The organism is Desulforamulus aquiferis (genome assembly GCF_030577015.1).
Classification (GTDB): Bacteria; Bacillota; Desulfotomaculia; order Desulfotomaculales; family Desulfotomaculaceae; genus Desulfotomaculum; species Desulfotomaculum aquiferis.
Map to the genome: position 1 here is coordinate 165,497 of NZ_JARPTC010000021.1, position 24,956 is coordinate 190,452.

At 43.0% G+C, this 24,956-nt stretch carries 25 protein-coding genes and 1 riboswitch; of the genes, 21 read left to right on the forward strand and 4 right to left on the reverse strand.

Annotation, left to right across the window (positions count from 1 at the left end):
• Nucleotides 1-49: 49 nt before the first annotated feature.
• From gatA to P6N53_RS14565, 12 genes are all read left to right on the forward strand, one after another.
• Entirely contained in the window at nucleotides 50-1,519 is a 1,470-nt protein-coding gene (gatA, locus tag P6N53_RS14510; protein ID WP_304544413.1) for an Asp-tRNA(Asn)/Glu-tRNA(Gln) amidotransferase subunit GatA, read from the forward strand.
• On the forward strand, nucleotides 1,520-2,959 hold the full coding sequence (gatB, locus tag P6N53_RS14515) for an Asp-tRNA(Asn)/Glu-tRNA(Gln) amidotransferase subunit GatB (protein WP_304544415.1): 1,440 nt from the start codon (nucleotides 1,520-1,522) through the stop codon (nucleotides 2,957-2,959).
• A gap of 345 nt (nucleotides 2,960-3,304) precedes the next feature.
• Nucleotides 3,305-4,438 (forward strand): homocitrate synthase, encoded by a 1,134-nt coding sequence (nifV, locus tag P6N53_RS14520; protein WP_304544417.1) that lies wholly within the window; start codon nucleotides 3,305-3,307, stop codon nucleotides 4,436-4,438.
• 2 nt (nucleotides 4,439-4,440) lie between these two features.
• A complete protein-coding gene (locus P6N53_RS14525; RefSeq protein WP_304544419.1) occupies nucleotides 4,441-5,697 on the forward strand; it encodes a 3-isopropylmalate dehydratase large subunit in 1,257 nt (418 codons plus the stop codon).
• An 8-nt stretch (nucleotides 5,698-5,705) separates the two neighbouring features.
• On the forward strand, nucleotides 5,706-6,206 hold the full coding sequence (locus P6N53_RS14530; protein WP_304544421.1) for a 3-isopropylmalate dehydratase small subunit: 501 nt from the start codon (nucleotides 5,706-5,708) through the stop codon (nucleotides 6,204-6,206).
• A 137-nt stretch (nucleotides 6,207-6,343) separates the two neighbouring features.
• On the forward strand, nucleotides 6,344-6,718 hold the full coding sequence (locus P6N53_RS14535; protein ID WP_304544423.1) for a DUF2512 family protein: 375 nt from the start codon (nucleotides 6,344-6,346) through the stop codon (nucleotides 6,716-6,718).
• Nucleotides 6,719-6,837: 119 nt separating this feature from the next.
• Entirely contained in the window at nucleotides 6,838-7,227 is a 390-nt protein-coding gene (locus P6N53_RS14540) for a carbohydrate-binding protein (protein WP_304544424.1), read from the forward strand.
• A gap of 126 nt (nucleotides 7,228-7,353) precedes the next feature.
• The gene (locus P6N53_RS14545) at nucleotides 7,354-8,595 is read left to right on the forward strand and encodes a glycosyltransferase family 4 protein (RefSeq protein ID WP_304544426.1); all 1,242 of its coding nucleotides are present in this window, start codon (nucleotides 7,354-7,356) and stop codon (nucleotides 8,593-8,595) included.
• Nucleotides 8,596-8,622: 27 nt separating this feature from the next.
• On the forward strand, nucleotides 8,623-11,082 hold the full coding sequence (locus tag P6N53_RS14550) for a mannose-1-phosphate guanyltransferase (RefSeq protein ID WP_304544427.1): 2,460 nt from the start codon (nucleotides 8,623-8,625) through the stop codon (nucleotides 11,080-11,082).
• An 86-nt stretch (nucleotides 11,083-11,168) separates the two neighbouring features.
• Nucleotides 11,169-12,380 carry an alanyl-tRNA editing protein gene (locus P6N53_RS14555; protein ID WP_304544429.1) on the forward strand — a complete coding sequence of 404 codons (1,212 nt, stop codon included), beginning with the start codon at nucleotides 11,169-11,171 and terminating at the stop codon, nucleotides 12,378-12,380.
• 95 nt (nucleotides 12,381-12,475) lie between these two features.
• Nucleotides 12,476-12,600: riboswitch (cyclic di-AMP (ydaO/yuaA leader) on the forward strand.
• An 81-nt stretch (nucleotides 12,601-12,681) separates the two neighbouring features.
• A complete protein-coding gene (locus tag P6N53_RS14560; RefSeq protein ID WP_304544431.1) occupies nucleotides 12,682-13,335 on the forward strand; it encodes a potassium channel family protein in 654 nt (217 codons plus the stop codon).
• Between the two features lie 21 nt (nucleotides 13,336-13,356).
• Nucleotides 13,357-14,691: a TrkH family potassium uptake protein gene (locus P6N53_RS14565; RefSeq protein WP_304544433.1), complete on the forward strand. Its 1,335-nt coding sequence runs from the start codon at nucleotides 13,357-13,359 to the stop codon at nucleotides 14,689-14,691.
• A gap of 320 nt (nucleotides 14,692-15,011) precedes the next feature.
• Here the strand turns inward: P6N53_RS14565 and trmL are convergent, their stop codons facing one another.
• The 3 genes from trmL to P6N53_RS14580 are packed head-to-tail and all read right to left on the reverse strand — an operon-like array spanning nucleotide 15,012 to nucleotide 16,535.
• The gene (trmL, locus tag P6N53_RS14570) at nucleotides 15,012-15,470 is read right to left on the reverse strand and encodes a tRNA (uridine(34)/cytosine(34)/5-carboxymethylaminomethyluridine(34)-2'-O)-methyltransferase TrmL (RefSeq protein ID WP_304544435.1); all 459 of its coding nucleotides are present in this window, start codon (nucleotides 15,468-15,470) and stop codon (nucleotides 15,012-15,014) included.
• Nucleotides 15,470-16,123, reverse strand: a complete 654-nt coding sequence (gene nth, locus P6N53_RS14575; RefSeq protein WP_304544437.1) for an endonuclease III — start codon at nucleotides 16,121-16,123, stop codon at nucleotides 15,470-15,472. The genes trmL and nth overlap by 1 nt, the downstream gene beginning before the upstream one ends.
• The gene (locus P6N53_RS14580; protein ID WP_304544440.1) at nucleotides 16,116-16,535 is read right to left on the reverse strand and encodes a CoA-binding protein; all 420 of its coding nucleotides are present in this window, start codon (nucleotides 16,533-16,535) and stop codon (nucleotides 16,116-16,118) included. The genes nth and P6N53_RS14580 overlap by 8 nt, the downstream gene beginning before the upstream one ends.
• A gap of 119 nt (nucleotides 16,536-16,654) precedes the next feature.
• Here P6N53_RS14580 and P6N53_RS14585 point away from each other — a divergent pair, with 119 nt between their 5' ends.
• Both P6N53_RS14585 and P6N53_RS14590 read left to right on the forward strand, forming a co-directional pair.
• Nucleotides 16,655-16,957, forward strand: coding sequence for a LysO family transporter (locus tag P6N53_RS14585; RefSeq protein ID WP_304544442.1), 303 nt, complete (start codon nucleotides 16,655-16,657; stop codon nucleotides 16,955-16,957).
• A 14-nt stretch (nucleotides 16,958-16,971) separates the two neighbouring features.
• Nucleotides 16,972-17,574, forward strand: coding sequence for a LysO family transporter (locus P6N53_RS14590; RefSeq protein ID WP_304544444.1), 603 nt, complete (start codon nucleotides 16,972-16,974; stop codon nucleotides 17,572-17,574).
• A 2-nt stretch (nucleotides 17,575-17,576) separates the two neighbouring features.
• Here the strand turns inward: P6N53_RS14590 and P6N53_RS14595 are convergent, their stop codons facing one another.
• Nucleotides 17,577-18,257, reverse strand: coding sequence for a CPBP family intramembrane glutamic endopeptidase (locus P6N53_RS14595; RefSeq protein WP_304544446.1), 681 nt, complete (start codon nucleotides 18,255-18,257; stop codon nucleotides 17,577-17,579).
• A 180-nt stretch (nucleotides 18,258-18,437) separates the two neighbouring features.
• Between P6N53_RS14595 and P6N53_RS14600 the strand changes: the two genes are divergently transcribed.
• The 7 genes from P6N53_RS14600 (at nucleotide 18,438) to P6N53_RS14630 (ending at nucleotide 24,905) form a co-directional block, all read left to right on the forward strand.
• On the forward strand, nucleotides 18,438-19,151 hold the full coding sequence (locus P6N53_RS14600; protein ID WP_304544448.1) for a DUF4912 domain-containing protein: 714 nt from the start codon (nucleotides 18,438-18,440) through the stop codon (nucleotides 19,149-19,151).
• Nucleotides 19,152-19,168: 17 nt separating this feature from the next.
• The gene (locus P6N53_RS14605; RefSeq protein WP_304544449.1) at nucleotides 19,169-20,785 is read left to right on the forward strand and encodes a glycoside hydrolase family 57 protein; all 1,617 of its coding nucleotides are present in this window, start codon (nucleotides 19,169-19,171) and stop codon (nucleotides 20,783-20,785) included.
• 361 nt (nucleotides 20,786-21,146) lie between these two features.
• Complete coding sequence (gene bshB1 / locus P6N53_RS14610) at nucleotides 21,147-21,875, forward strand: bacillithiol biosynthesis deacetylase BshB1 (protein WP_304544451.1); 729 nt, start codon at nucleotides 21,147-21,149, stop codon at nucleotides 21,873-21,875.
• Entirely contained in the window at nucleotides 21,872-22,978 is a 1,107-nt protein-coding gene (gene bshA, locus P6N53_RS14615; RefSeq protein WP_304544453.1) for an N-acetyl-alpha-D-glucosaminyl L-malate synthase BshA, read from the forward strand. The genes bshB1 and bshA overlap by 4 nt, the downstream gene beginning before the upstream one ends.
• 16 nt (nucleotides 22,979-22,994) lie before the next feature.
• Nucleotides 22,995-23,309 (forward strand): antibiotic biosynthesis monooxygenase family protein, encoded by a 315-nt coding sequence (locus tag P6N53_RS14620; RefSeq protein ID WP_304544454.1) that lies wholly within the window; start codon nucleotides 22,995-22,997, stop codon nucleotides 23,307-23,309.
• A 41-nt stretch (nucleotides 23,310-23,350) separates the two neighbouring features.
• The gene (locus P6N53_RS14625; RefSeq protein WP_304544456.1) at nucleotides 23,351-24,148 is read left to right on the forward strand and encodes a C40 family peptidase; all 798 of its coding nucleotides are present in this window, start codon (nucleotides 23,351-23,353) and stop codon (nucleotides 24,146-24,148) included.
• Between the two features lie 73 nt (nucleotides 24,149-24,221).
• Nucleotides 24,222-24,905 carry a DUF2225 domain-containing protein gene (locus P6N53_RS14630; RefSeq protein ID WP_304544458.1) on the forward strand — a complete coding sequence of 228 codons (684 nt, stop codon included), beginning with the start codon at nucleotides 24,222-24,224 and terminating at the stop codon, nucleotides 24,903-24,905.
• Nucleotides 24,906-24,956 lie beyond the last annotated feature (51 nt).

The window sequence follows — 24,956 nt, forward strand, 5'->3', positions numbered from 1 at the left end:
CGCCCGCCGATTTCGGTGGGTTGTAACCATTTATAAGGAGGTAAGCCTGTTGGAACTTTTTCAGCTAACTGCCCACCGGCTGCATGAGATGCTGACCAAAAAGGAAATTTCTGCTTCTGAGATTACTTCAGAAGTATTTAAGCGCATCGACAGGGTGGAGGAAAAAGTTAAGTCATTTATTACACAGACCCGGGAACATGCAGAGGCTGCAGCAGCTAACACAGATCGTAAAATAGCAGCAGGGGAAAAAATTGGCCCCCTTGAAGGTATTCCTGTCGCCATAAAGGACAATATGTGTACAGAGGGCATACTTACCAGCTGTGCCTCCAAGATTTTAAATAAATTTGTGCCTCCTTATACTGCCACTGCCGTGGACAAGGTTTATGCTGCGGGTATGGCCTTAGTAGGAAAAACCAATATGGACGAATTTGCCATGGGTTCTTCTACAGAGAATTCAGGATTCTTTCCTACCCATAACCCCTGGGATTTAGAAAGGGTGCCGGGTGGTTCCAGTGGTGGTTCCGCTGCTGCCGTTGCCGCAGGGGAAGCAATCGTTGCACTTGGCTCTGATACTGGTGGATCAATAAGACAGCCAGCTTCCTTCTGTGGGGTAATTGGGATGAAGCCAACCTATGGAGCAGTTTCCCGCTATGGTCTGGTGGCCTATGCATCTTCCTTGGATCAAATCGGTCCCTTCACTAAAGATGTTACTGATATGGCTCTGATGTTAAATGCCATCTGCGGACATGATCCTTTAGATAGCACGTCGGCAAATTTGAAGCAATCTGATTATACTAAAGCTCTGGTTAATGATATTAAGGGGTTAAAAATAGGAGTACCTAAGGAATATCTGGCCGAAGGAATCGATCCCCAGGTAAAGGAACGGATACTGGAGGCGATAAATAAATTGACCTCCCTGGGTGCCTATGTGGAAGAGACCAGTATGCCGCACACAGACTATGCTATGCCTGCCTACTACCTCATAGCCACCGCAGAGGCCAGCTCAAACCTAGCCAGATATGATGGGGTTGGCTACGGTCTGAGGGTTGAAGATGCCGAGGACGTAATTGATATGTATATGCGCAGCCGCAGCCTTGGTTTCGGAACCGAAGTTAAGCGTCGTATCATGCTGGGGACCTATTCCCTTTCCGCTGGTTATTATGACGCCTACTACTTAAAGGCTTTAAAGGTAAGAACCTTAATAAAACAGGACTTTGACCGGGCCTTTGAAAAATATGATCTGTTATTAAGCCCAACATCACCAAGCACTGCCTTTAAAATTGGCGAGATGGTGAACGATCCTGTACAAATGTACCTACAGGATGTTTGCACTATACCTGTAAACCTGGCGGGTATTCCGGCCCTATCCCTACCCTGTGGTTTGGTCAACAACCTGCCGGTGGGTCTGCAATTAATGGGTAAGGCCTTTGATGAAGGAACTCTGCTGAGGGCAGCCTATACCTTGGAACAGAATACTGACTACACCAGGCTATGGTCGGAAGTTAAGGGGGTGGAGTAGATGACACAATATGAAACCGTCATAGGTATTGAGGTTCACGTGGAATTAAAAACTAATACAAAAATATTCTGCCACTCCACCACTGAGTTTGGGGGAGATCCTAACACCCATGTTTGTCCTGTGTGTCTGGGACTTCCTGGTACATTGCCCGTTTTGAACAAGAGAGTAGTAGAATATGCCGTGAGGGCATCCCTGGCTTTAAATTGTCAGGTAGCCAACTTCTCTAAATTTGATAGAAAAAATTACTACTATCCTGATTTGCCCAAAAACTATCAAATATCTCAATACGATTTGCCAATTGCCGAGCATGGTTACCTTGATATAGAGGTGGATGGTCAAACAAAACGTATTGGCATTACCCGGGTGCATATGGAGGAAGATGCTGGAAAATTGGTTCATCAGGGCAACATCATGACCACACCCTACTCCCTGGTGGACTATAACAGGACCGGGGTACCATTAATAGAGATTGTTTCGGAACCTGATCTTAGTTCACCGGAAGAAGCAAGGGCCTATGTGGAAAAGTTAAGGGCGATAATTCAATATACCGGTGTTTCCGATTGCCGCATGGAGGAAGGCAGCCTGCGCTGTGATGCCAACGTATCTGTTAGACCGACAGGGCAAAAGGAATTTGGCACAAAGGCTGAAATAAAAAACATGAACTCCTTCCGGGCCTTGCAAAGGGCGGTAGCCTATGAGGTTGAGAGACAAATAGGAGTGCTGGAGTCCGGCGGCAAAATTGTCCAGGAAACCCGTACCTGGGATGAAGCCAAGGGCATTACCCTTTCCATGCGTAGCAAAGAGCAGGCCCACGATTATCGTTATTTCCCTGATCCAGACCTGGTGCCCTTGGTGCTGGATAACGAATGGGTTGACTTTATCCGTCAATCACTGCCCGAGCTGCCGGATCAACGTAAAGCCAGATATGCGGAAGAACTGGGACTGCCGGCCTATGATGCCACAGTATTGACCTTGACCAAGGAAATGTCCGATTACTTTGAGGAAACCCTTAAATATTATGACGGTCCAAAGGTGGTTAGCAACTGGATGATGGGTGAAATGTCCAGGCTGCTAAATGCCAGTGGCATGGAGATAGAACAATGCAAAATTAATCCAGGACAGCTGGCCGATATGCTAAAATTAATGGACAAGGGTACAATCAGTAACAAGATTGCCAAAACAGTATTTGAAGAAATGTTCAGCACAGGAAAAGATCCTGAGCAGATTGTTAAGGAGAAGGGCTTAGTCCAAATTTCCGATGAAGGTGCAATTGCAGCCGTAGTGGAGCAGGTTATTGCAGCTAACCCCAAATCAGTGGAGGATTTTAGAGCCGGCAAAGATAGGGCCATCGGGTTCCTGGTGGGACAGGTGATGAAGGCCACAAAGGGTAAAGCAAATCCAGAAATGGTAAATAAGTTATTAAAGGAAAAACTTCAGTAATCTATATACAAAGAAGTGTACAAAAACTTCAAGGAATGATCATAATTATTCGGGAGATTGTTTAATAATAAAAACAGTCTCCTGAGGTTTTTTCTACAGGACTGAAAAATGTATAAAAATATATACAATAACAAAAGTGTACAATCAAAAATGCACAAATAATGACACAAAATAACGAGTGTGAAAAAATGAGATATGTAGAGATAATTAGCAAAATCTTATCTAAATCGATGGAAATAATATATTTAGATGTATACAGTATAAATGTGGTTTTTGCATATCCTCAGTGTGGTTATTGTGGTAACATATATCAGTATAGTTCTTTGATTTTGGAGGTGCGGCAGAGTGGAAAAGAGAAAAATCTGGATTGTGGATACAACTTTACGAGATGGGGAACAAACCGCCGGTGTGGTATTTGCTAACCGTGAGAAAGTTCGTATTGCCAAATATTTAGATGAAATGGGCGTTGACCAAATAGAAGCAGGCGTTCCTGTAATGGGCGGAGATGAGCAAGAAGCCATTAAGCAGATATGCCAGTTGGGTTTAAGGGCTAGCGTAATGGGTTGGAACCGCCCTGTGATTAGAGATATAGAAGCTTCACTCCAGTGTGGGGTGGATGCGGTGGCTATATCTATTTCTACATCAGATATTCATATCAAGCATAAGCTCAAAACCAGCCGTGAATGGGTAGTTGAGCATATGGTTAGAGCAACTGAGTTTGCTAAAAAGGAAGGTATGTACATCTCTGTAAATGCTGAGGATGCCTCTAGAAGCGATATGGACTACCTAATCCAGTTTGCAAAGGCGGCTAAGGAAGCGGGTGCGGACAGACTGCGTTATTGTGATACAGTGGGCATCCTGGAACCATTTACTACCTTTGAGCGTATCAAGCTGCTGAGGGAATCAGTAGACATAGAAGTTGAAATGCATACCCATAACGACTTCGGTATGGCTACCGCCAACGCCCTGGCCGGTGTTAGGGCCGGTGCTAACTGGGTTGGAGTTACTATTATGGGCCTTGGTGAGCGGGCCGGAAACTCCCCCCTGGAAGAAGTAATTATGGCTTTAAAACACCTATATGACTTAGATCTTAACTATAAGACGGAAATATTCCGGGAAGTAGCTGAATATGTGTCCAGGGCATCTGGTCGGGAACTGCACTGCAGCAAGGCTATTGTTGGTTCCAACATGTTTGCCCACGAATCAGGTATTCACGCAGACGGTGCCATTAAGAATCCAAAAACCTATGAAGCCTTCCAGCCTGAAGAAGTTGGTTTGGAACGCCAAATTGTTATTGGTAAACACTCTGGAACTGCCTCCCTGCGCATGAAATTTGCCGAATATGGCATTGATTTAACCAAGGAGCAGGCAGAGGAACTATTACCAAAAATCCGTTCAGCGGCTGTATCCCTAAAGCGCTCCCTATTTGATAAAGAACTGGTATATATTTTCGAAGACCACTTTGGAAAGAGGGATTAATTTTGGGTAAGACAATCATTGAAAAAATACTTTCCTCCCATAGTGGCCAGGACTGCCAGGCCAATGATATTGTGGTGGCCCAGGTAGATTTTGTGATGGGACAGGATGGTACATCTCCCTTGGCTATCAGGGCATACAATAATATGGATGGCAAAGAATTATTTGACCCTGAAAAGGTTGCTCTGGTTATTGATCACAGTTCTCCGAGCCCCCTGGAGGGGGTTTCGGCCCTGCATACCATTATGAGGAATTTTGCCAAACAAAAGGGTTGCCGTATTTATGATATTGGAGAAGGTGTTTGTCACCAACTAATCCCTGAAAGCGGAAAAGTAGGACCTGGCAGTTTGGTTATTGGTGCTGATAGTCACACCTGTACCTACGGTGCATTAAACGCTTTTTCCACCGGAGTAGGTTCCACAGATCTAGCCGGAGGACTTATTTCTGGTAAAATGTGGTTTAAAGTCCCTGAGACAGTTAAGTTTGTCTGCAAGGGCGTTCTTCCCAAGGGGGTTTATGCTAAGGATCTGATTCTCTACCTTATGGGTCAAGTGACTGCCGATGGGTGTACCTACATGGCAGCGGAGTATACAGGTGAAGCCATTTCGGCTTTGTCCATGGAGGGACGCTTCACAGTTGCTAACATGGCTGTTGAAATGGGTGCTAAGGCTGGTCTGATGGAAGCTGATGAGAAAACCTTTGCTTGGCTTAAAGATTACACCGATAAAGAATACACCCCTGTTTCACCTGATGCAGATGCAGCTTACGCCAGGGTTCTCGAATATGATCTCTCGGATCTCGAACCCCAGGTGGCTAAGCCCCATACAGTTGACAATGTTTCACCTATTTCGGAAGTGCTGGGAACACCAATACAACAGGCTGTTATTGGTACCTGTACTAACGGTCGCCTAGAGGATTTGAGAATCGCTGCTTCCATTTTAGCTGGCAAAAAGATTAACCCGGACGTAAGGTTTATCGTTGCTCCAGCATCAAAGAAAATTTATCTAGATGCCATTAAGGAAGGTATTATCCAAGCACTGGTATTAGCAGGTGCTGCAGTGGTAACTCCCGGTTGTGGACCTTGTGTTGGTACACACAACGGTGTTCCCTCCGATGGCGAGACTGTTATTTCTACAGCGAACCGAAACTTCAAAGGCCGCATGGGTAATCGCAATGCTGAAATCTATCTGGCTTCACCGGCTACGGTGGCAGCCTCTGCCCTAACCGGAGTTATAACTGACCCAAGAGAATTCGTAAAGTAGGTGAGGTCATGAAATATCAAGGAAAAAGCCATAAGTTTGGCAGCGATGTAAACACAGATTACATTATTTCGGGAAAATATAAATTCAAAACCCTGGATATGAATGAACTGGCCAAGCATGTCATGGAAGACTTAGACCCAGACTTCTACAATAAAGTAACCCCCGGTGATTTTATTGTTGCAGGCACCAACTTTGGCTGTGGTTCTTCCAGGGAACAAGCTCCCTTAGCAATTAAACATGCTAACATCAGTGCTGTTCTGGCAAAATCCTTTGCACGAATTTTTTATCGCAACGCCATTAATACTGGATTGCCAGTAATCGAATGCGATACGGATCTTATTGATCCAGGTGATGTCTTGGATGTGGACTTGACAAACGGCATTATTATTAATAGGACCAAAGATATCGAAATTACTGTCAAACCTCTGCCCCAGGTAATGATTAAAATTTTAACCGACGGTGGTTTGGCAGCACACTTCCGTAAGTACGGCGGTTTTAATTTAGAGTAAGTTAATATAATGAGCAAAGGACTACCTTCGGGTGGTCCTTTGCTTATTATGTTAAATAATGGTAATTTTCATTAATGAACATTACAAGCTTCTAATAAGTTCAGACTAATAGTAATAGTTTTGGAGGAGGGATGCAATTGCGCAGAATATTAATACCTTTATTTGTAAAATTTAGCTTAATTGCTGTATTAGCCTTTGCCACTTTAACCCTTTGGGGAGGTATGGATTGGCGCTGGGCTTTAGCTGCGGCCATTGATGTTACTGCGGCAAGCTACTTAGTGGGAGATTTGCTGGTATTACGCTCCTATGGAAGTTTCCTGGGGCTGCTAACCGACGGCCTAATTGCCTTTGCAATGGCCTACTTAATAAACTTTGTTATGATGACCGGGAGAGTCAGTATGCTTGTCATGCTGGGCTTTGCCCTGGCCGTGGCGATGGGAGAAATATTAATCCATAAGTTTTATGAGAAAACTGGAATAATTATAAGGGAAGACACTTTGAACAATAAGTAAAGTAAGAAGGAAATAATGCCTCTAAATGTAACAATCCGATAATATTTACCTCCTATAAAGAACCCGGTTATTTCAGATAATAAAAATGAACCGCAATGTAATTTTGAGGAGGTGTATTAATGTCAAACAGAACTAATTTTGGCGAGCCAACCATGGGTGCTTACAGGCTAAAAGACATGCATGATGCCCATTTCCCCGGAGGAGTAGTGGTAGATCCAACACCTATAACAGCAGGTCAGGATATAGTGGTTTTCTATAATGGCCTACTCAAGGACAGTGGCGCCCAGGAGATTTATCTCCACTGTGGTTTTGGAGATGCCCAGCATTGGAACGCAGTACAGGATACACGCATGGCTAGGACGGGCTTTGGCTTTGTTAAATCAATGTCAATGCCAGATACTCAGACCCAATTCAACTTCTGTTTCCATGATAATGCCCAAAATTGGGATAATAATAACGGTACTAACTGGAGCTTTCAAGTTCATAATGGCATAGTGGAGCAATTTTAATTTATACCTGCCGGTACCTCCGGCAGGTTTTTTTCTTGGTTATTAATTAAATGCTCATATTTCCAATGTGCTAGGTAAATACTAGTTCAGAATGTGAGAGAACGGAATTGAAGGGTGCGTGAAAGTTTGAGGGTTCTTATGTTTTCGTGGGAGTACCCACCCTTAAGTGTAGGTGGGCTGGCTCAGCATGTCTACGATTTAACTGCTGCCATGGCTGAGCAGGGTGATGAAGTGCATCTAATCACACGGGGTAATCCGGGCACTCCAGATTTTGAAATAGTTAAGGGAGTAAGAATTTACAGGGTAAATCCCTTTAAGGTTTCCTCTACGGATTTTGTCACATGGGTTATGCAATTAAATATGGCAATGATTGAGAGAGCTATTCCCCTAATCCAAGAACTTGGCAATGTGGAAATTGTTCATGCCCATGATTGGTTGGCAACCTATGCTGCCAAGGTATGTAAACACGCCTACAAAATACCCCTGGTGGCTACAATCCACGCAACCGAATGGGGAAGACACAACGGTTTACATAATGATATTCAGCGACATATTAGTGATATTGAATGGTGGCTGACCTATGAATCCTGGAAGGTAATTTGCTGCAGCCACTATATGTTTGACGAGTTGAGGCGGGTTTTTCAATTGCCGGAGGATAAGTTGAGAATTATTGCCAATGGCGTAAACCCGGAATATTTTAAATATGACCCAGGTAACAATTGTAGAAGGGGTAATTATGCATCCCCGGGGGAAAAGATTGTTTATTATGTAGGGCGTTTGGTACCCGAGAAGGGTGTCCAGGTGTTGTTGGACGCAATACCTAAAATTATTAATTATCACCCCAATACCAAATTTATCATTGCCGGTAAAGGACCCTTTGAGGGCAATTTAAAGGAGCAGGTAAATAGAATGGGCCTTAGTGAAAGGGTTTATTTTACCGGGTATGTAGATGATGCTACAAGAAATTCCCTATATCATTTTGCCGATGTGGCTGTTTTTCCCAGCCTTTACGAGCCCTTTGGTATAGTTGCACTGGAGGCTATGGCTACCAGAACCCCTGTGGTGGTATCGGATTCAGGAGGTCTGGGAGAGATAATCAATCATAAAATAAACGGAATGAAATTTTACACAGGCAACCCTAATTCCCTGGCAGACAGCATCTTACATTGCTTAATGGACCCAATTTCAGCCGGGGAAATGGAGCGAAAAGCTTACCGTGACGTAATTCAGGACTATAACTGGTCTGGTATTGCCCGGCAAACTAGAAAGGTGTACCGGGAGGTAATCGAAGCAAACAGAAATGCCCCTTGGCAATATCAGGAGAAAGGTCACCTTTTTGGCAAATTTAATCGCATGATTAGGCATTAGGTATCTGAATCCAAGGAGTGATTAGGCTTGAAGGCAATTATTATGGCTGGTGGTGAAGGAACTAGACTTAGGCCCTTGACATGTGAAAGACCAAAGCCAATGATGCCGGTTGTTAACCGTCCAATGATGGAACATATTTTAGAGCTTCTTAAGAAACATGGAGTGCAGGATATTGGAGTTACTCTGCAATATATCCCTGAAGCCATTCGAGATTACTTTGGCAATGGCGCAGATTTTGGTGTTCATATGCGTTACTATGTGGAAGAAGTTCCCCTTGGAACTGCCGGTAGTGTTAAAAATGCCCAGAGGTTTCTCGATCAAACCTTTGTTGTAATTAGTGGCGATGCTTTGACAGATTTAGATTTGAGTAAGGCTATGGAATTCCATCGTCAAAAAGGTGCCATGGCAACCCTGGTTTTAAAACAAGTGGATTGTCCACTGGAATACGGAGTGGTAATAACCGATAAAGGGCAAAGAATTACTCAATTTTTAGAAAAGCCGGGCTGGGGTGAAGTGTTTAGTGACACAGTCAATACCGGCATCTACATATTGGAACCGGAAGTATTAAACTATTTCGAACCAGGACAAAAATTTGACTTTAGCAAGGATCTTTTCCCCAGGCTGCTTAAGGATAAACAGCCAATGTTTGGCATTGCTTTGCCGGGTTACTGGTGTGATATTGGCAATCTGCAGCAGTATGTTCAAGCCCAGCATGACTGTCTGACCGGTCAAGTTCAGGTGTCTATCCCCGGTGAAGAAATTGCTCCTGGCTTATGGGTTGGTGAAAACTGTGAGGTTAATTCCAGGGCACTGCTAAAGGGCCCTGTCCTGCTAGGAAATAATTGTACTATTGGAGCTTCAACAGTGATTGACTCCTTTTCGGTAATTGGTGACGGCTGCTTGGTTCAAGAGCAGGCTACAATAAAACGAAGTGTTCTTTGGGATAATGTGTATATTGGACCTAAGTCTTCAATACGTGGCGCTGTGGTTGCAAGTGGGGTTAAGATTAATAGTAATGCCTCTATATATGAAGGCTCAGTGGTAGGAAATGAATCGGTCTTAAAAGAACGTAGCCTACTTAAACCAGACGTTAAATTATGGCCCGGCAAAGTTATAGAAGCAGGGGCAACGGTAGAGAGCAGCCTTGTATGGGGAACAGCCAAAGCTAAAAACCTCTTTGGGATTGAGGGAATTACCGGATTAGCTAATATTGATATTACCCCTGAATTTGCCTGTAGGGTTGGTGCAGCTTACGGGGCAGGGCTAGGTATAGGCTCAAAGGTGGGCATATCCTGTGATAGTTTTCCTGCCTCAATCATGATTAAATCTGCTCTAGCCAGCGGTCTTCAGTCGTCAGGTGTTGAAGTCTTAGACTTTGGCCAAGGGATAACTCCCATGCACAGGTTTGCAGTCAGGGCCAACAATTGTAAGGGTGGCATTCATGTAAGAATTAATTCCCACCGCTCGGATAAAATAAATCTATTATTTACCAATGAGCTGGGAGGCAATATTTCACGGGGTCAAGAGAGAAAAATTGAAGGAACCTTGGATCGGGAAGATTCTCGTCGGGTGGATGCTAAAAAAATAATCCCCATAAAGAATGACCAGGTGGTAGCAGGGTTATATATCGAAAATGTTATTCATGGTATAAATGCTGAGGCAATAAAGAAATCGGGTCATCATTTAGTATTATCCTATAATAGAACCAATCTAGATCCATTTATTTCTAAGACCCTGGGCACCCTAGGCATTACCTTAGAAAACTTAGAACTAGATGATCAGCCAAAGGATTGGCAAAATTATTTAGCTCTGTTGCAGGATGTGCAGAAAGCCGTTGAAAGTCATGGGAAGGCAACCGGTGCAATAATAGATCCTAATGCCGACAGGCTGATCATGATTGATGGAAAAGGAAACGTCATAAGTGATGAAATGCTAACGGCACTGCTTTCACTAATCATCTTAAAGGAAAAGGTTGGCCCGGTCATAGTTCCGGTGACTGCCCCCAGGGTTATAGATGAATTGGCAGAGCGGTACAAGGGAAGGGTGGTAAGAACCAAGACATCTCAACAAGATCTGTTAGATAAAATTCTGAGTCATAGTAACCAGGTTGGTGAACCTGTACATCATCAAATGATGAATTTTGATGCCCTTTCAGCTCTAATCCGAGTATTAGATTTTTGTGCCAGGGAGGGCGTTGCTTTATCAGAATTATTGTCGGAAATACCTGAGTTTTATCTGCAGAAGAAAGAGGTTGAAGTGCCGTGGGAAGCTAAAGGCCGTGTGATAAGGAGACTTATTGAAGAACAGGCGGATAAAATGGAATTGCTGGACGGGGTAAAAGTGTATCACCCCCATGGCTGGGCGTTGGTGCTACCGGATCCAGAGGAGCCAATTTGTCGAGTTTTCACTGAGGGTATATCCATGGAGGTTGCAGAGGAATTAACAGACCTATATGCCCAAAAAATCAATCAAATAGCCAGAGCCTGACCTTTTGGTTAGGCTCTTTGCCTTATTTGAAAGGGAAAATCGTATCATTGTCGAATAGATAAGTGAATTATCCAGGAAGAGAGGGGTTGTATTTCTTGCGGGGGCTTTATCAAGATGATCCCTATTTGTTGCAGTTTAGGTCTAAAGTTACAGGAAGCATTGCTGAGGAAGAAAAGACCGGAATCTTAATCGAAAATACTGTGTTTTACCCAGAGGGTGGTGGTCAACCATCGGATCAAGGAAATTTGGTCTGTGCTCGTCGATCCTACGAGGTATTACATGTTGAAGAAAGAAATGGCCAAATTATCCACTGGATTGCCGGTACAGCCATGCCTTCTTTGGGAACTGAGGTATTAATGACGGTAGATGCGGAAAGACGCAGGGATCATATGCAGCAGCATCATGGCCAACATATTATTTCTGCTATTTTTGAGCAGCAGTATGGCTTTGAAACAATTGGCTTTCATTTAGGACAAGAAACTTGTACCATTGATCTAAAAACCTCGAATCTATCGCCAGAGCTTTTAAAAGAGGCGGAGATAGAGGCTAACAACATAGTTATGGAAAATTTACCAGTAAAGACCGAGTATTACCGAAGAGATCAGCTAGCCCCGGAGCTGATGGCAAAGCTTCCTTCGGAACAGACGGAAGTCCGCCTCGTTATTATACCCGGTATAGATGAAAATGCCTGCTGTGGTACTCACCCTAGATATACCGGTGAGGTTGGACCCATAAAACTACTGAAGACTGAAAAGGTGAGGACTCATGTGAGACTCCACTTCATATGCGGCCTAAGGGCGGTCATTTGGATGCAAGGGACAGCAAACCTGCTGAAAGATTTAGAAGATGCCGTTGGTGCAGCGGGAAGCGAGGCTGTCACAAGAATAAACAAACGGGAGCAGGAAATTAAACAGTTCCAAAGGGAGCGCAAAGAGCTATTAAAATTCAAATATCAAGCTATTGCCGGAGAACTAAGGAATAAAGCCCAAAGGATAAATGACGTTACATTAATAATTCAGCATATTGATGATGCAGATATGGATATGCTTCGAGGATTAGCTTGTTCCTTGAATCTAGAGAACCAGGTGACGATATTAGCCGGAGGCCAGGGACCTTTTAATGTCGTTTTCGCCTGCGGTCAAAGTACTCCCGTTCCGGCCAGCAAATTGGCAGAACATATTTGGCCTTTACTAAAGGGAAAGGGTGGCGGAAGCTCCGGTTTTGTTCAGGGGGCGGCACAGGAACTGCCCCTTGACCGGCTTACGGAAGAAGTAATACATTTAATAAAGAATAGTTAAATTAGGATAGGGCCTTTAGCTTAAGTATTTATCAAATATTATAAAAAAAAGATGTACAACTTTAAACAATAGGAGTAATATTTACTTGTAACAACTAAAAATTAGCGCTGAATTCATTTGAAGCGGGGGAACCACTTTTTTGGGGTGAATCCATATTTGGTAGGGTTAAGCTTCAACCCGAATCCGTCAGCTAACCTCGTAAGCGTAGAAGTGCTGTTCCATATTATTAATGGGATTTCTTTGCAATGCATAAACTAACGGCACATGTGTCGTTAGTTTTTTTATGAGAAGGAGATTGTAAATGAAACAATTTGCAATTATTGGATTAGGTAGATTTGGCACAAGTGTTGCTACAACCTTAATAAATATGGGTTATGAGGTTCTAGGAATTGATGTTAATGAAGAAAGAGTTAACGAATTAGGGGATAAGTTAACACAAGCGGTGAAGGTTGATGCTATAGATGAACCTGTTTTAAAAGCCCTTGGCATTAGAAATTTTGATGTGGTAGTCGTTGCCATAGGAAAGAATATCCAAGCAAACATACTAGTCTCAGTAATGCTAAAAGAAATGGGTGTAAACAAGGTAGTAGCTAAGGCACAGACTGATTTGCATGGTAAAGTGCTAGAGCGTGTAGGGGTGGATAAAGTAGTATACCCTGAACGGGATATGGGTATAAAAGTCGCCCAGGCCCTTGTTTCTAAGAACATAATGGATCAGATTGCGCTCTCCCCGGAGCATAGTTTGGTGGAGATGGCTGTGCCGCCTGATTTTATTAATAAATCCCTTGAGAAGTCAAATGCCCGACAAAAATATGGAGTAAGTATCTTAGCCATTCGCAGGGGAGTAGAGATCATTATTTCACCACACCCCAGTCAAGTAATGCTGGAGGGCGATATCCTGGTGGTTATTGGTAAGAATGAAAAGCTTCAAAAGTTTGAAACTATTGATATTTAGAAGCCCTTTGGAGGCAAAATGATGGCATTTTCAAAAAAAATCAACCCTCCCTTCCTCATCATTATTGGCTTTGCAATAATAATATTTTTGGGAACCCTTTTATTGTCATTACCTATAGCGTCGTCCACCGGTGAAAGCCTTGGATTTTTAGATTCGCTATTTACTGCAACTTCAGCTGTATGTGTAACTGGGCTGGTTGTTTTTGACACTGGTTCAGACTATACTTTGTTTGGTCAAATTATTATTATGATTTTAATTCAACTAGGCGGCTTGGGGTTTATGACCTTCGGGGTTACTACAGCAGTTCTATTAGGGAAAAAAATAGGTTTAAGAGAAAGGCTGTTAATTCAAGAATCAACTCATTCTATGTCAAATTCTGGATTAGTAAGACTAGCATTAAATATATTATTTATTTCCTTACTTTTTGAATCAATTGCTACATTGATTTTAACAATAAACTGGTATGAAGAAATGGGACCTTTGAAGTCATTTTATTATGCATTGTTTCATGCAGTGTCGGCATTTAACAATGCTGGTTTTGCACTATGGCCGGATAGTTTAACACGCTACATGGGAGATCCCATTGTCAATGTAGTAATAAGTAGTTTATTTATAATCGGCGGGATAGGCTTCATTGTCATCCTGGACATATACATAAAGAGAAAGTGGCAAAAATTATCCTTAAACTCTAAAATTGTCTTAATTACCACAGGTATTCTTTGTGCTGCCGGTTTTCTATTTGTTCTAGTCATGGAGTCGCTAAATCCTAAAACCTTTGGGGATTTAACATTTAGTGAAAGACTATGGGCATCCTATTTCCAAGGTGTTGTTACTAGAACAGCAGGTTTTAATACCATAGATATCGGACAGATGATGGCTGCTTCTCAGCTATTTATCATCTTCCTAATGTTTGTTGGAGCGTCCCCCGGTTCTACCGGCGGTGGTATCAAAACAACTACCTTTGCAATATTAATTCTATCATTATCAAATATTATTAAAGGGCGGAGTGAGGTTTCAGTTTTTAAAAGAACAGTTGCTACTGATATGATACTTAGATCCCTTGCTGTTATCATAATTTCTCTAGGAGTGGTGATGACCTCAACACTACTATTAACAATTACAGAACATAGCCTCCAAAGGGATTTTCTTGAGGTCTTATTTGAAGCAACCTCTGCCTTTGGAACAGTTGGGCTGTCTATGGGCTTAACGGCAGAATTATCGGTTTTAGGCAAGTTAATAATTATAGTAACAATGTTTATAGGTCGTTTAGGTCCTTTGACCCTGGCCTATGCCTTAGCCCGGAGGAATGTGAAACCAAACATTCGATATGCAGAGGAAAAAATCTTAATTGGATAGATAAAATAAAATCCCACATGAAGTGGGATTTCAGACTGTTGAAAAAGATACAACCGGGTTTTAATAATCCCGAGCAGCGATATTCGGAGAAGTGGAAAACAGCGCTTCGCGAAGCTGAGGATGCGAAAATGGGTGCCCGGACATGGACGTCCGGGCAAGCCTGAGGTAAACACGATGTTTACTCGAAGGCGGCCCATTTTCGCCCGAAGCAAGCGGTTAGCGCTGTCCACTGCGGAGAGAGGAGTCGTGAGGGATTATTAAAACCCGAATATAGGTAGTTCCTCGACAATCTGCAAATCCCACATGAAGTGGGATTTTGTTTATTGCATGTTTGGGAAGTCCAGCTGACGGAGGGCTTCGTATACTGCTATGGCGACTGAGTTGGAAAGATTTAAGGAGCGAACACTGCTTAACATAGGAATCCTAATACAATAGTCTGGATTGGCAGCCAACAGCTCCTTGGGGAGACCGGCAGTCTCCTTGCCGAAGACAATAAAATCATCCCGTTGAAAGTCTACCTGATGAAAGGATTTACTGGCTTTAGTGGTGAAATACCAGAAACGTCCATGGGGGTATTTAGCTTTAAGGGCCGGGAAATCATCATGGTAATGGATATCCAACTGCTGCCAGTAGTCCAGGCCGGCTCTTTTTAGGTGGCGGTCATCGGTGGAAAATCCCAAGGGTCTCACTAGATGCAGGCTTGCCCCGGTTACCGAACAGGTCCTGGCAATATTACCGGTATTGGCTGGTATTTCCGGTTCTACCAATACTATATGCATTACTTTGGCGCTCCTTTATTATTTGCTGATGGACAAACTTCTATTAAACCACAAAGCTCACAGCGGGGACTTCTTGCCAGACAAATCCTTCTACCGTGAAGGATCATCTGGTGATGAAGCCTTTGCCATAATGCCTCGGGAAAAACTTGACACAGATCCTTTTCCGACTGCTCCGGTCCTTTACCATTGGATAGCCCCCAGCGCTGAGCCAGTCGATGCACATGGGTATCAACCGGAAAGGTACTCTGGCCGAAGGCTACACCTAAAACTACATTAGCAGTTTTTCGGCCGACTCCCGGTAGCTTTTCTAAGTCCTCTCGCTTATCAGGAACCTGACCTTGATACCTCTCTAAAATGATTTTGCTGGTATCAACGATAAATCTACTTTTATTGCGGAATAATCCACAGCCCTTGATCTCCAGAGCCAATTGCTCCGGTGTTAGACCGGCAAAATCCCCTGGAGTTGAATAATTCTTAAACAGCTTTTTGGTGATTTTGTTTACCTGAACATCAGTGCATTGGGCCGATAAGATTACAGCTATGAGTAATTCAAAGGAAGTAGAAAACTCAAGCTCTGTGGCTGCATCAGGGTACAGCTCCGATAATTTACCCATAATCATTTGGGCCCTTTTTACGGTCTCCTTGTTAGCCATTTTTCAACAGCCTGGCATGCTCCACCTTGATGCATGAATCTTGAATAAAGGTAACTCCAGCATTAGAGGCAAGTGCTGCTGCAGCGTCATTGGCGATGCCTAATTGTAGCCAGATTGCCTTAGGACCAAGGGGAATGGCCTGCTCTACTACTCCCGGAGTATCCTCACTCTTTCTAAATACATTAACGAGATCTATTGGCTCGGGTATCTCAGCTAAGGTTTTATAGGATTTCTCACCAAGGACCTCCTTAACCCGGGGATGAACCGGAATGATACGATATCCCTGCTGCTGCATATACTGGGCAACTTTAAAGCTATCTCGATTTGGCTTGTCCGATAGCCCCACAACAGCGATAGTTTTACATTCCTTTAGAAGCTCTTTTATTTTATGATCATCTGGATTAGAGAACAAAATAATTCCTCCTTTGTCAATATTGACCTAAAAATCCAAGCCATGATAAAGTATAATAGTGTGCGTCAAAGACTGTCAACAGTTGGCTTTTACAGTAATTTACCCTAGGAAGTGATTGAATGGGTTCAGTACTATTGGCCGTGGCCATAGGAATTATAGTAGGTCGTTTTAAAATACTTCCCTACAGCCAAAATTACGTCAGTAAATTTACGGCCATTTGTTTAATTATTATGCTCTTTGCCATGGGTGCACAATTAGGGGCAAACGATAAACTAGTATCAGACTTAAGTCGTCTTGGCTGGCAGGCTATGGTTTTAGCCTTTGGCAGTATCCTGGGAAGTCTGATGCTTGTCCGTCTGGCAGAAAACTATATTAATAAACAGCTGGAAGGTAATCGTAATAAAACTACTCAGAATTTATAAAAGCAGGTGAAACAATGACCTGGGTAATTATTGGTGCTGTACTTTTAGGTGTAGTTACTGGCCATTGGCTATTTTCAGAAAATGCCTCAGGCTACTTAAATAATATAACCACCATTGCTTTATACCTTATGCTTTTTGGCATTGGTGTTGATTTAGGTCGCCAGAGGGAAGTATGGCTAAGACTATGGGCTATGGGTTGGAAGATTCTTATGCTGCCCCTGCTGGTGGCTATTGGTAGCCTGGCGGGAGCAGCCGTTTCCGGCTATATCCTAGGACTTCCCTTCAATGAATCCACAGCCATAGGTGCAGGCTTTGGCTGGTATAGTTTATCAGGGATACTCATCTCAGAAATTTACAATGTAGAAACAGGTGCCCTGGCTTTTATGACCAATGTTGCCAGGGAATTGCTGACATTTATTTCAGTTCCCCTGGTGGCTCGCTATATAGGGAGACTGTCAACAATTGCACCGGGAGGTGCCACAACAATGGATACAACTTTGCCGATTATTACCAGAGCTACAGATTCTGATATGGCTATTATAGCCTTTATCAATGGTTCCGTACTTTCAACTATGGTGCCGATTTTAGTGCCTTTCCTGATAAAACTAAATTTATAATACTACAAATTTCCCCAATAGACCATCAAGAGCCTGGCAGAATTCACCAAACCATGGGCAATTATTCCTGGTAATAGAGAGCCGGTTAGGTGATAAATTATAGCTAATGCTGCACCCACCACGGCAATCTGAGCAAACCAAATACCACTTAAATGAGCTGCTGAGAAAAAGACAGAGCTTACTGCCACACCCAGGGCAATACCCCATTTTCTAGCAAAGGCTGAAAAAGCCATACCTCTATAATAGGCCTCTTCAGTTATTGGAACCAATATACCACCAATAACTATTGGCAAAAGCAGCCCTGCTGGATCGGCAGCTCCTGCAGCCGCTTTGACCAGAGGATTTGTACCTGTATCAGCTGCAAATAAAAAAACCAGAGCTCGCTGAGTCCCCTCGGCCAGGAGATAGAGAGGAATAGCGGCAGCGATGCCATAACCTATCTGGCGTCCAGGATGATCAAAATTAAAACCTAGCTGCCTCAGACTTCCCTGGCGCAGCACAAAGAAAAGTGTTAATCCAAGCAAAATAGCCCGGTCTGCCACCTCTACGAGGCGTGGCGAAATTCCCGGAAGGTAAGGTAATATCAACTTTCCTACAAGGAAAACAAGGACGATTCGCAGAAAAAAAACCCACAACACCTCAGAAACTCCCCACAGTTCCTTCATAGTAATATCCTTCTTCATAAAAAGCACCCTCCGCTATATTCCAATTTAACAAAAATAAAAATCATTATAAAGGCATTTTTGCTGGGCAATACTAAGAAAGTCATTGACATTATAATTTGACCTTTTTTATTATTTCCTCTTTATTGATAAATACTGTCTCGGTTTAGCTGTTCATATTTTCCAAGGAGGGGTATAGAGATGGATAACTTGTGGCCTTGGCTAATAGGAGTGGCGGTTGCAGCGGTAATAGCTGCATTGATACTGCCAATAATACGCAGGACTACTCCTAAGAAGCCAGAACTTCCTGAAGCAGAGGAAGAATATGCCGAAGAAATTTTTCCTGTGGCAGTGCAATTAAAACCTAAGGTGGATGACGGACCACATATTCCACATGATTATGGAATTGATCGACTAGTCCTAACTGCCAAAGATCCGAATTGGCTTCATGCTTACTGGGAGATATCCACAACCAGGCAGAATGAATTTACAAACCTGTATGGAGCCGAATTTTGGCACTCCTCAAAACCAATTATTAGGGTATATGAGGTTGTAGGTATGCCCGATAGTCTGGAACAAACAGTGCAAAGCTTTAGGGAACTATTCCTTAATCCTTGGGCAGATAACTGGTTTATAGAAGTGGGGAAGCCTGATCGCAAATTTTATGTTGAATATGGTCGACTTTTACCCAGTGGTAAATATGTACCTATACTTCGTTCCAACACAGTAACAACTCCTAGGGCAACAATTTCCGATAGGATTGATGAGGAATGGATGTGGATAGAAGGTATTTACCAGTACATTGGTCAAGTCAAATATGGCATGAGTTCCCCGGTTCTAACGGAAAGACAAATTATCGCTGGAATTGAATCAATCGTTCCAAGTGGCATATCTTCTCCTGGCTTAGAAAAATAACGAAGAGGTGAATTTGATTGGCCAAAGGATACCTGGCTATAGTCCTACATGCTCATCTTCCCTATGTAAGGCATCCGGAAAGTGAACATTTTCTAGAAGAAAAGTGGTTTTATGAAGCCCTTTCTGAAACGTATATACCGATGGTAGAAATCTTTGAAAGGCTAGTCCAGGATAATGTTCCATTTCGATTAACCTTTTCGATTTCGCCACCTCTTTTATCAATGTTTACGGATCCTTTGCTTCAGCAGAGGTATGTAAAGCATTTGGGAAAATTGATAGAGTTAACCCATAAAGAGGAATCCAGAACCTATGGGACTCCCTACCATCAGGCGGCCTTGATGTATAAAACCAGGCTACAGAAGGCCTACGATATATTTGTGCATCACTATGGTTGCAATTTGGCAACGGCCTTTAAAAGGTTCCAGGACTTGGGTAGGTTGGAAATTACCACCTGCGCTGCAACCCATGGTTTTTTGCCACTGATGATGATCAACCCTCAAGCTGTAAGGGCACAAATAAAAGAAGCTATAAAATTACACAAGGATCATTTTGGAGTGGAGCCTAAGGGTATCTGGCTTCCTGAATGTGGCTACTATGAAGGTGTAGATGATATTTTAAAGGAATACGGTATAAATTTCTTTTTCACCGACAGTCATGGGGTGCTATTTGCTTCCCACCGGCCTAAGTTTGGTGTTTATGCACCCATTTATTGTCGTTCAAGTGTTGCTGCCTTTGGTCGGGACATAGAAAGCTCCAAGCAGGTTTGGAGTGCAAATGAAGGCTATCCGGGTGATCCGGATTACCGGGAGTTCTATCGGGATATCGGATATGATCTTGACCATGAATATATAAAGGACTATATCCATCCCGAGGGCATTAGGATACATACAGGTTTAAAGTATCATCGGATAACCGGAAAGGTAGACTTATCCGATAAACAACCCTATAATCCGGAATGGGCCAGGGGTAAGGCTGAACAGCATGCCGGGAACTTTATGTTCAACCGGGAAAAACAGGTGGATTATTTAGCAAATTATATGGATCGGCCACCCTTAATTGTTTCTCCCTATGATGCGGAGTTATTTGGACACTGGTGGTTTGAAGGTCCCTTATGGTTAGAGATGTTAATTAGAAAAATTGCCTTTGATCAAAAATCCATTGAGTTAATAACCCCATCAGATTATTTAACCCGTCATAAATGTAATCAAGTCGCCACCCCCTGCCAATCCACCTGGGGTGCTGCCGGCTATAATGAGGTTTGGTTAAATGAAAAAAACCATTGGATTTATAGGCATCTGCATATGATTGCGGATCGCATGACAGAATTAGCAGATAGCTTTCCGAAGGCAGAGGGGAATTTGCTTAGGGCCTTAAAACAGGCAGGACGAGAAGTGCTGTTGGCTCAAAGTAGTGATTGGGCCTTCATTATCTCCACCGGGACTATGGTACCCTATGCCATTAGGAGAACCAAACAGCATGTGGCTAATTTCCTGCAGCTTTACGACCAAATAAAGTACTGTAAAATTGATGAGGGTTATCTAGCCCATCTGGAGTGGCAGAACAATATCTTCCCTGATATTGACTACCGTTCCTGGAGAACCCATGCTGATAAAACTAAAACTGCTATATCATAGACTGCCCACCGGCAGTCTATGATTGTCGAGAAACTACCTATATTCGGGTTTTAATAATCCCTCACGACTCCTCTCTCCGCAGTGGACAGCGCTAATCCCTTGCTTCGTGCGAAAATGGGCCGCCTTCGAGTAAACATCGTGTTTACCTCAGGCTTTCGCGGACATCCATGTCCGCTCACCCATTTTCGCATCCTCAGCTTCGCGAAGCGCTGTTTCCACTGCTTCGATTGTCGCTGTTCGGGATTATTAAAACCCAGTTATACCTTTTTCAACAGGCTGAGACTGCCCACCGGCAGTCTCTTATTTTATGTTTGCTTACACCCTTTTTCATACTTTGCTATAATAATTAAAAAATGCAAAGGTGTTGATTATAATCAAGGTAGATATTCTTGCCTTTGGTGCCCATCCAGATGATGTGGAGGTAGGAGCCGGAGGCTTAATGGCAGTGTTGGCGCAAAGGGGTTTAAAGGTAGCTGTAGTTGATCTCACTGGTGGGGAAATGGCCTCCAACGGCAGTCCTGAAGAAAGAAATAGGGAGGCCCAGCGAGCTTCTGAGCATTTGGGCTTATCCTGGCGAAAATGCCTGGGTATTCCAGATGGGAATATCCATATTAATAGTGAGAATATCTTATCAATGGTTAAAATCCTTCGTGAATGTCGCCCAACCCTAATCTTAGCTCCTTACTGGGATGATCGGCATCCCGACCATATCAATACATCTCGATTGGTTCAGGAAAGCCACTTCAGTGCCGGACTTAGAAAACTATTACCAGATATGGAGCCCTATAGACCGCCCCAAGTTTGGTATTATTTCTTATCCAAGGCAGCAGAGCCTAAATTTATTGTGGATATCTCCGATGTATATAATAATAAAAGGTCTGCAGTTCTAGCCCACGAGACCCAGTTTGGGAACAAGGCCGGCAGGGTTGAGACCTTCCTCAATTATGGACCTGGAAGCTTATTAGATTTAATGGAGTCTAGGGATCGTTATTTCGGTTCTTTAATAGGAGTCCTTCATGGAGAAGGGTTTACCACCAAAGGTCCGTTAGCATTAAGAAATCCCTTAAATCTGCTGGAGGTGTTCGGTTGAGGATTGGAATTCTTTGCCACTCTACCTATGGAGGTAGTGGGGTTGTAGCAGCTGAATTAGGAAAAAGCCTGGCAGCAAGGGGCCATGATGTACATTTTGTGACAATAGGACGGCCCTTTAGACTGTCATCTTATCACCCTAATATTTATGTTCACGAAGTGGCAGCCTTTCAACACCCTTTATTTGAAGTGCCACCCTATTTCTTAACCCAAATAAACAAAACCGTTGAAGTAATGCGTCGCCATAAGCTGGAGGTATTGCATGCTCACTATGCAGTGCCCCATTCCCTCGGGGCCCATATGGCAAGGCAAATCTCCGGTGAAAATATTCCTGTTATAACTACACTGCACGGAACTGATACTTCCCTGGTGGGTGCTCATCAAGAATTTTTCGAGATTACCAAGTACGGTTTATTAGTAAGTGATGAGGTTACGGTTGTTTCCTCCTTTTTGGCTAAACAAACCAGAGCAACCTTTGGTCTAACAAGGGACTTGCCGGTAGTATATAATTTTGTAGATCCCGACGTATTTAAGCCAGGATTAAAGGGTATAAAAAGTAAACTAACCCCTAACGGGGAACCTCTATTAATTCATATATCAAACTTTCGACCCCTTAAGAGGGTGTCGGATGTCCTAGACATATTTAGTATTATCCGTTCAAAAAGGACAGCCAAGTTGGCAATGATTGGGGATGGGCCGGAGATGCCAATGGCCCAAAAAAAGGCGGCCCAGTTGGGCCTGCTGGATGATACATACTTTTTAGGCCGGCAGGACTCGGTTGCGTCCATACTAGCTGCCTCTGATGTTATGCTGTTTCCATCCTGCTGTGAAAGTTTTGGCTTGGCTGCCCTAGAGGCACTATCCTGTGGAGTGCCGGTGATAGCTACCAATGCTGGTGGTATTCCAGAGGTTATTGAGCATGGTGAGGTGGGTTTTTTAGCGAATGTAGGTGAAGTTGAGGAGATGGCTCAATATACCCTGGAACTCTTAGATAATCAAAGACTTAGACAAAAAATATCCTTACAAGCCAGGGAACATGCTTTAAAAAGGTTTAATGCTGGCCAATGGGTGGCAAAATACGAACAAATTTACCAATCATTCTAGTTAAGGGGGTTGGAAGGTGAAGGTAATTTCCTTTGGAATACTTGAGGCACTAGAAGGAAAGAGTGAAGAACTGAAAGACTTAATTTACAGACACATGGAGTTTGTTAAGGAGCAACCAGGACTAGTTCATATTTATACTGCTAGACCAAAAGGCAACCAGGAAAAGTTTTTAGTAGTATCAGCCTGGGATACAGAAGAAAACCAGCAAGCTGCCATGGCAAAGCTCAGTAGTGATCCAACAGCTGCCGCCGAGTTTATTCAACTTATGCAGGTCCTAAAGGGACAGCCTGACTTTGGCAATTATGTTGTAGACAGCATATCCTCCAAGTAATTGGAATATGGATTAGGTAAACCGGCAAAAGGAGTGATCCCATGCCTGATCTATATGAAGTTGAAGCTGGAACAATCATAGTGGCAGCCAAGCCATTAATAAATGTGCTGGAACAGCCTGAAGAAGGAATTCCTTTGGTAACCCAGCTTTTGCTTGGTTGGACCGCGCAGGTTATGGGAGTCGAAGGAGATTGGTTTCATATTCAAGCCGAGGACGGTTCGCCGGGGTGGGCAAAGATAAACCATTTTTGCCTGCCCCTTGATAGTGAAAATAAAACAAAGTTATGGGTAGTTTCACCAACGGCTGAATTATATTTAAATAACCGTTTAAGAGAAAGAAAATGTAAGCTGTATTTGGGAAGTCAGCTTAGATTGATAAAGGAAGCCGACCGATATTATTTAGCTGAAATGCCTTGCGGAGAAAAGGTTTATATAGAAAAAAAGGATAGCGGGATAAATATTTATGAATCAGTTAGTAATATTGATGTGCTGAATATTGGCCATTTATTTTATAAAGCTCCTTATCTCTGGGGGGGCATGACTAACGAAGGCATTGATTGCTCTGGCCTAACCTATATGTCCTATTATCTCTGCGGTCTAAGATTGCCAAGGGATGCACAGGATCAGTTTAAAAAGGGTAAGCAGGTTGAACAAAATAATTTACAACCAGGGGATTTGGTTTTCTTTTCCACCATCGATCCTGGTCCGTCCCATGTTGGTATATACCAGGGAGATGGGTATTTTTTAAATGCCAGAACCAAGGATGGAGTAACTGTAACGGCAATGGAGGATCCCTTTTTTTCAAGCCGGTATCTCGGGGCTAGAAGATATATATTTTAATGAATGGCAGGGTATTTTGATATATGAAGCGAATTGTGTGTTCTAGGAATATTTGTTAAATGGAGAGTCAGAAATGAATAAACATCAAGATATGATATTTCCTATTAAACTCACTTGTCCAAATTGCGAAAAAGAGTTTGAACACCCTGAGGTAAAAAGTAAATACATTGTGATCGAACGTCAAGATAGGGATTTTTGTAGTTATTTTGCCGGCATTAATCCACTTTTTTATGATATTATGGTTTGTAAATATTGTGGTTTTGCCTTTACCCGTGAAACCAACATTCCCTTAAGTGAGCCAGAGAAGGCTATAATCAAGACTATTTTAGCCAATTGGCATACTGATGGCTACCAATATGGCGGTGTTAGAACACTGGATATGGCCATAAAAGCCTATAATCTGGCTATTGTTTGTCAGGAGCTTAGAAATGCAAAGGACTCAGTCAAAGGCTCCCTTTACCTTCGATTGGGCTGGCTGTATCGCTATCAAGGAAATAAGGTCAGTGAGGAAAAATCTCTACAGAGGGCCTTGGAGTTTATGAAAAGGGCCTACGAGAGGGAATCAACCAATGAACTAAAAAAAGAGTTGAGAATGATTTATTTATTAGGAGAGCTGTCCCATAGAATGGGTAACGAAAGGGAAGCTATACAATGGCTGCAAACGGTCATTAGCCATAAAGAGGTTAAGAGGTATCCTATTTTTGAACGTATGGCAAGGAGTTTATGGCAGGACATTAGAGAACAACATAAGAAGTAACCTTACGGGTGTGCATTTTCATGTACACCCAATTTTTATTGTCCCTTCTGA

What these genes read in the sequence shown, in the direction of transcription:
- gatB (WP_304544415.1), top strand. Translation starts at nt 1,520, where the DNA reads ATGACACAATATGAAACCGTCATAGGTATTGAGGTTCACGTGGAATTA.
- P6N53_RS14530 (WP_304544421.1), top strand. Translation starts at nt 5,706, where the DNA reads ATGAAATATCAAGGAAAAAGCCATAAGTTTGGCAGCGATGTAAACACA.
- P6N53_RS14540 (WP_304544424.1), top strand. Translation starts at nt 6,838, where the DNA reads ATGTCAAACAGAACTAATTTTGGCGAGCCAACCATGGGTGCTTACAGG.
- P6N53_RS14560 (WP_304544431.1), top strand. Translation starts at nt 12,682, where the DNA reads ATGAAACAATTTGCAATTATTGGATTAGGTAGATTTGGCACAAGTGTT.
- P6N53_RS14565 (WP_304544433.1), top strand. Translation starts at nt 13,357, where the DNA reads ATGGCATTTTCAAAAAAAATCAACCCTCCCTTCCTCATCATTATTGGC.
- trmL (WP_304544435.1), bottom strand. Translation starts at nt 15,470, where the DNA reads ATGCATATAGTATTGGTAGAACCGGAAATACCAGCCAATACCGGTAAT.
- nth (WP_304544437.1), bottom strand. Translation starts at nt 16,123, where the DNA reads ATGGCTAACAAGGAGACCGTAAAAAGGGCCCAAATGATTATGGGTAAA.
- P6N53_RS14585 (WP_304544442.1), top strand. Translation starts at nt 16,655, where the DNA reads ATGGGTTCAGTACTATTGGCCGTGGCCATAGGAATTATAGTAGGTCGT.
- P6N53_RS14590 (WP_304544444.1), top strand. Translation starts at nt 16,972, where the DNA reads ATGACCTGGGTAATTATTGGTGCTGTACTTTTAGGTGTAGTTACTGGC.
- P6N53_RS14595 (WP_304544446.1), bottom strand. Translation starts at nt 18,257, where the DNA reads ATGAAGAAGGATATTACTATGAAGGAACTGTGGGGAGTTTCTGAGGTG.
- P6N53_RS14600 (WP_304544448.1), top strand. Translation starts at nt 18,438, where the DNA reads ATGGATAACTTGTGGCCTTGGCTAATAGGAGTGGCGGTTGCAGCGGTA.
- P6N53_RS14625 (WP_304544456.1), top strand. Translation starts at nt 23,351, where the DNA reads ATGCCTGATCTATATGAAGTTGAAGCTGGAACAATCATAGTGGCAGCC.
- P6N53_RS14630 (WP_304544458.1), top strand. Translation starts at nt 24,222, where the DNA reads ATGAATAAACATCAAGATATGATATTTCCTATTAAACTCACTTGTCCA.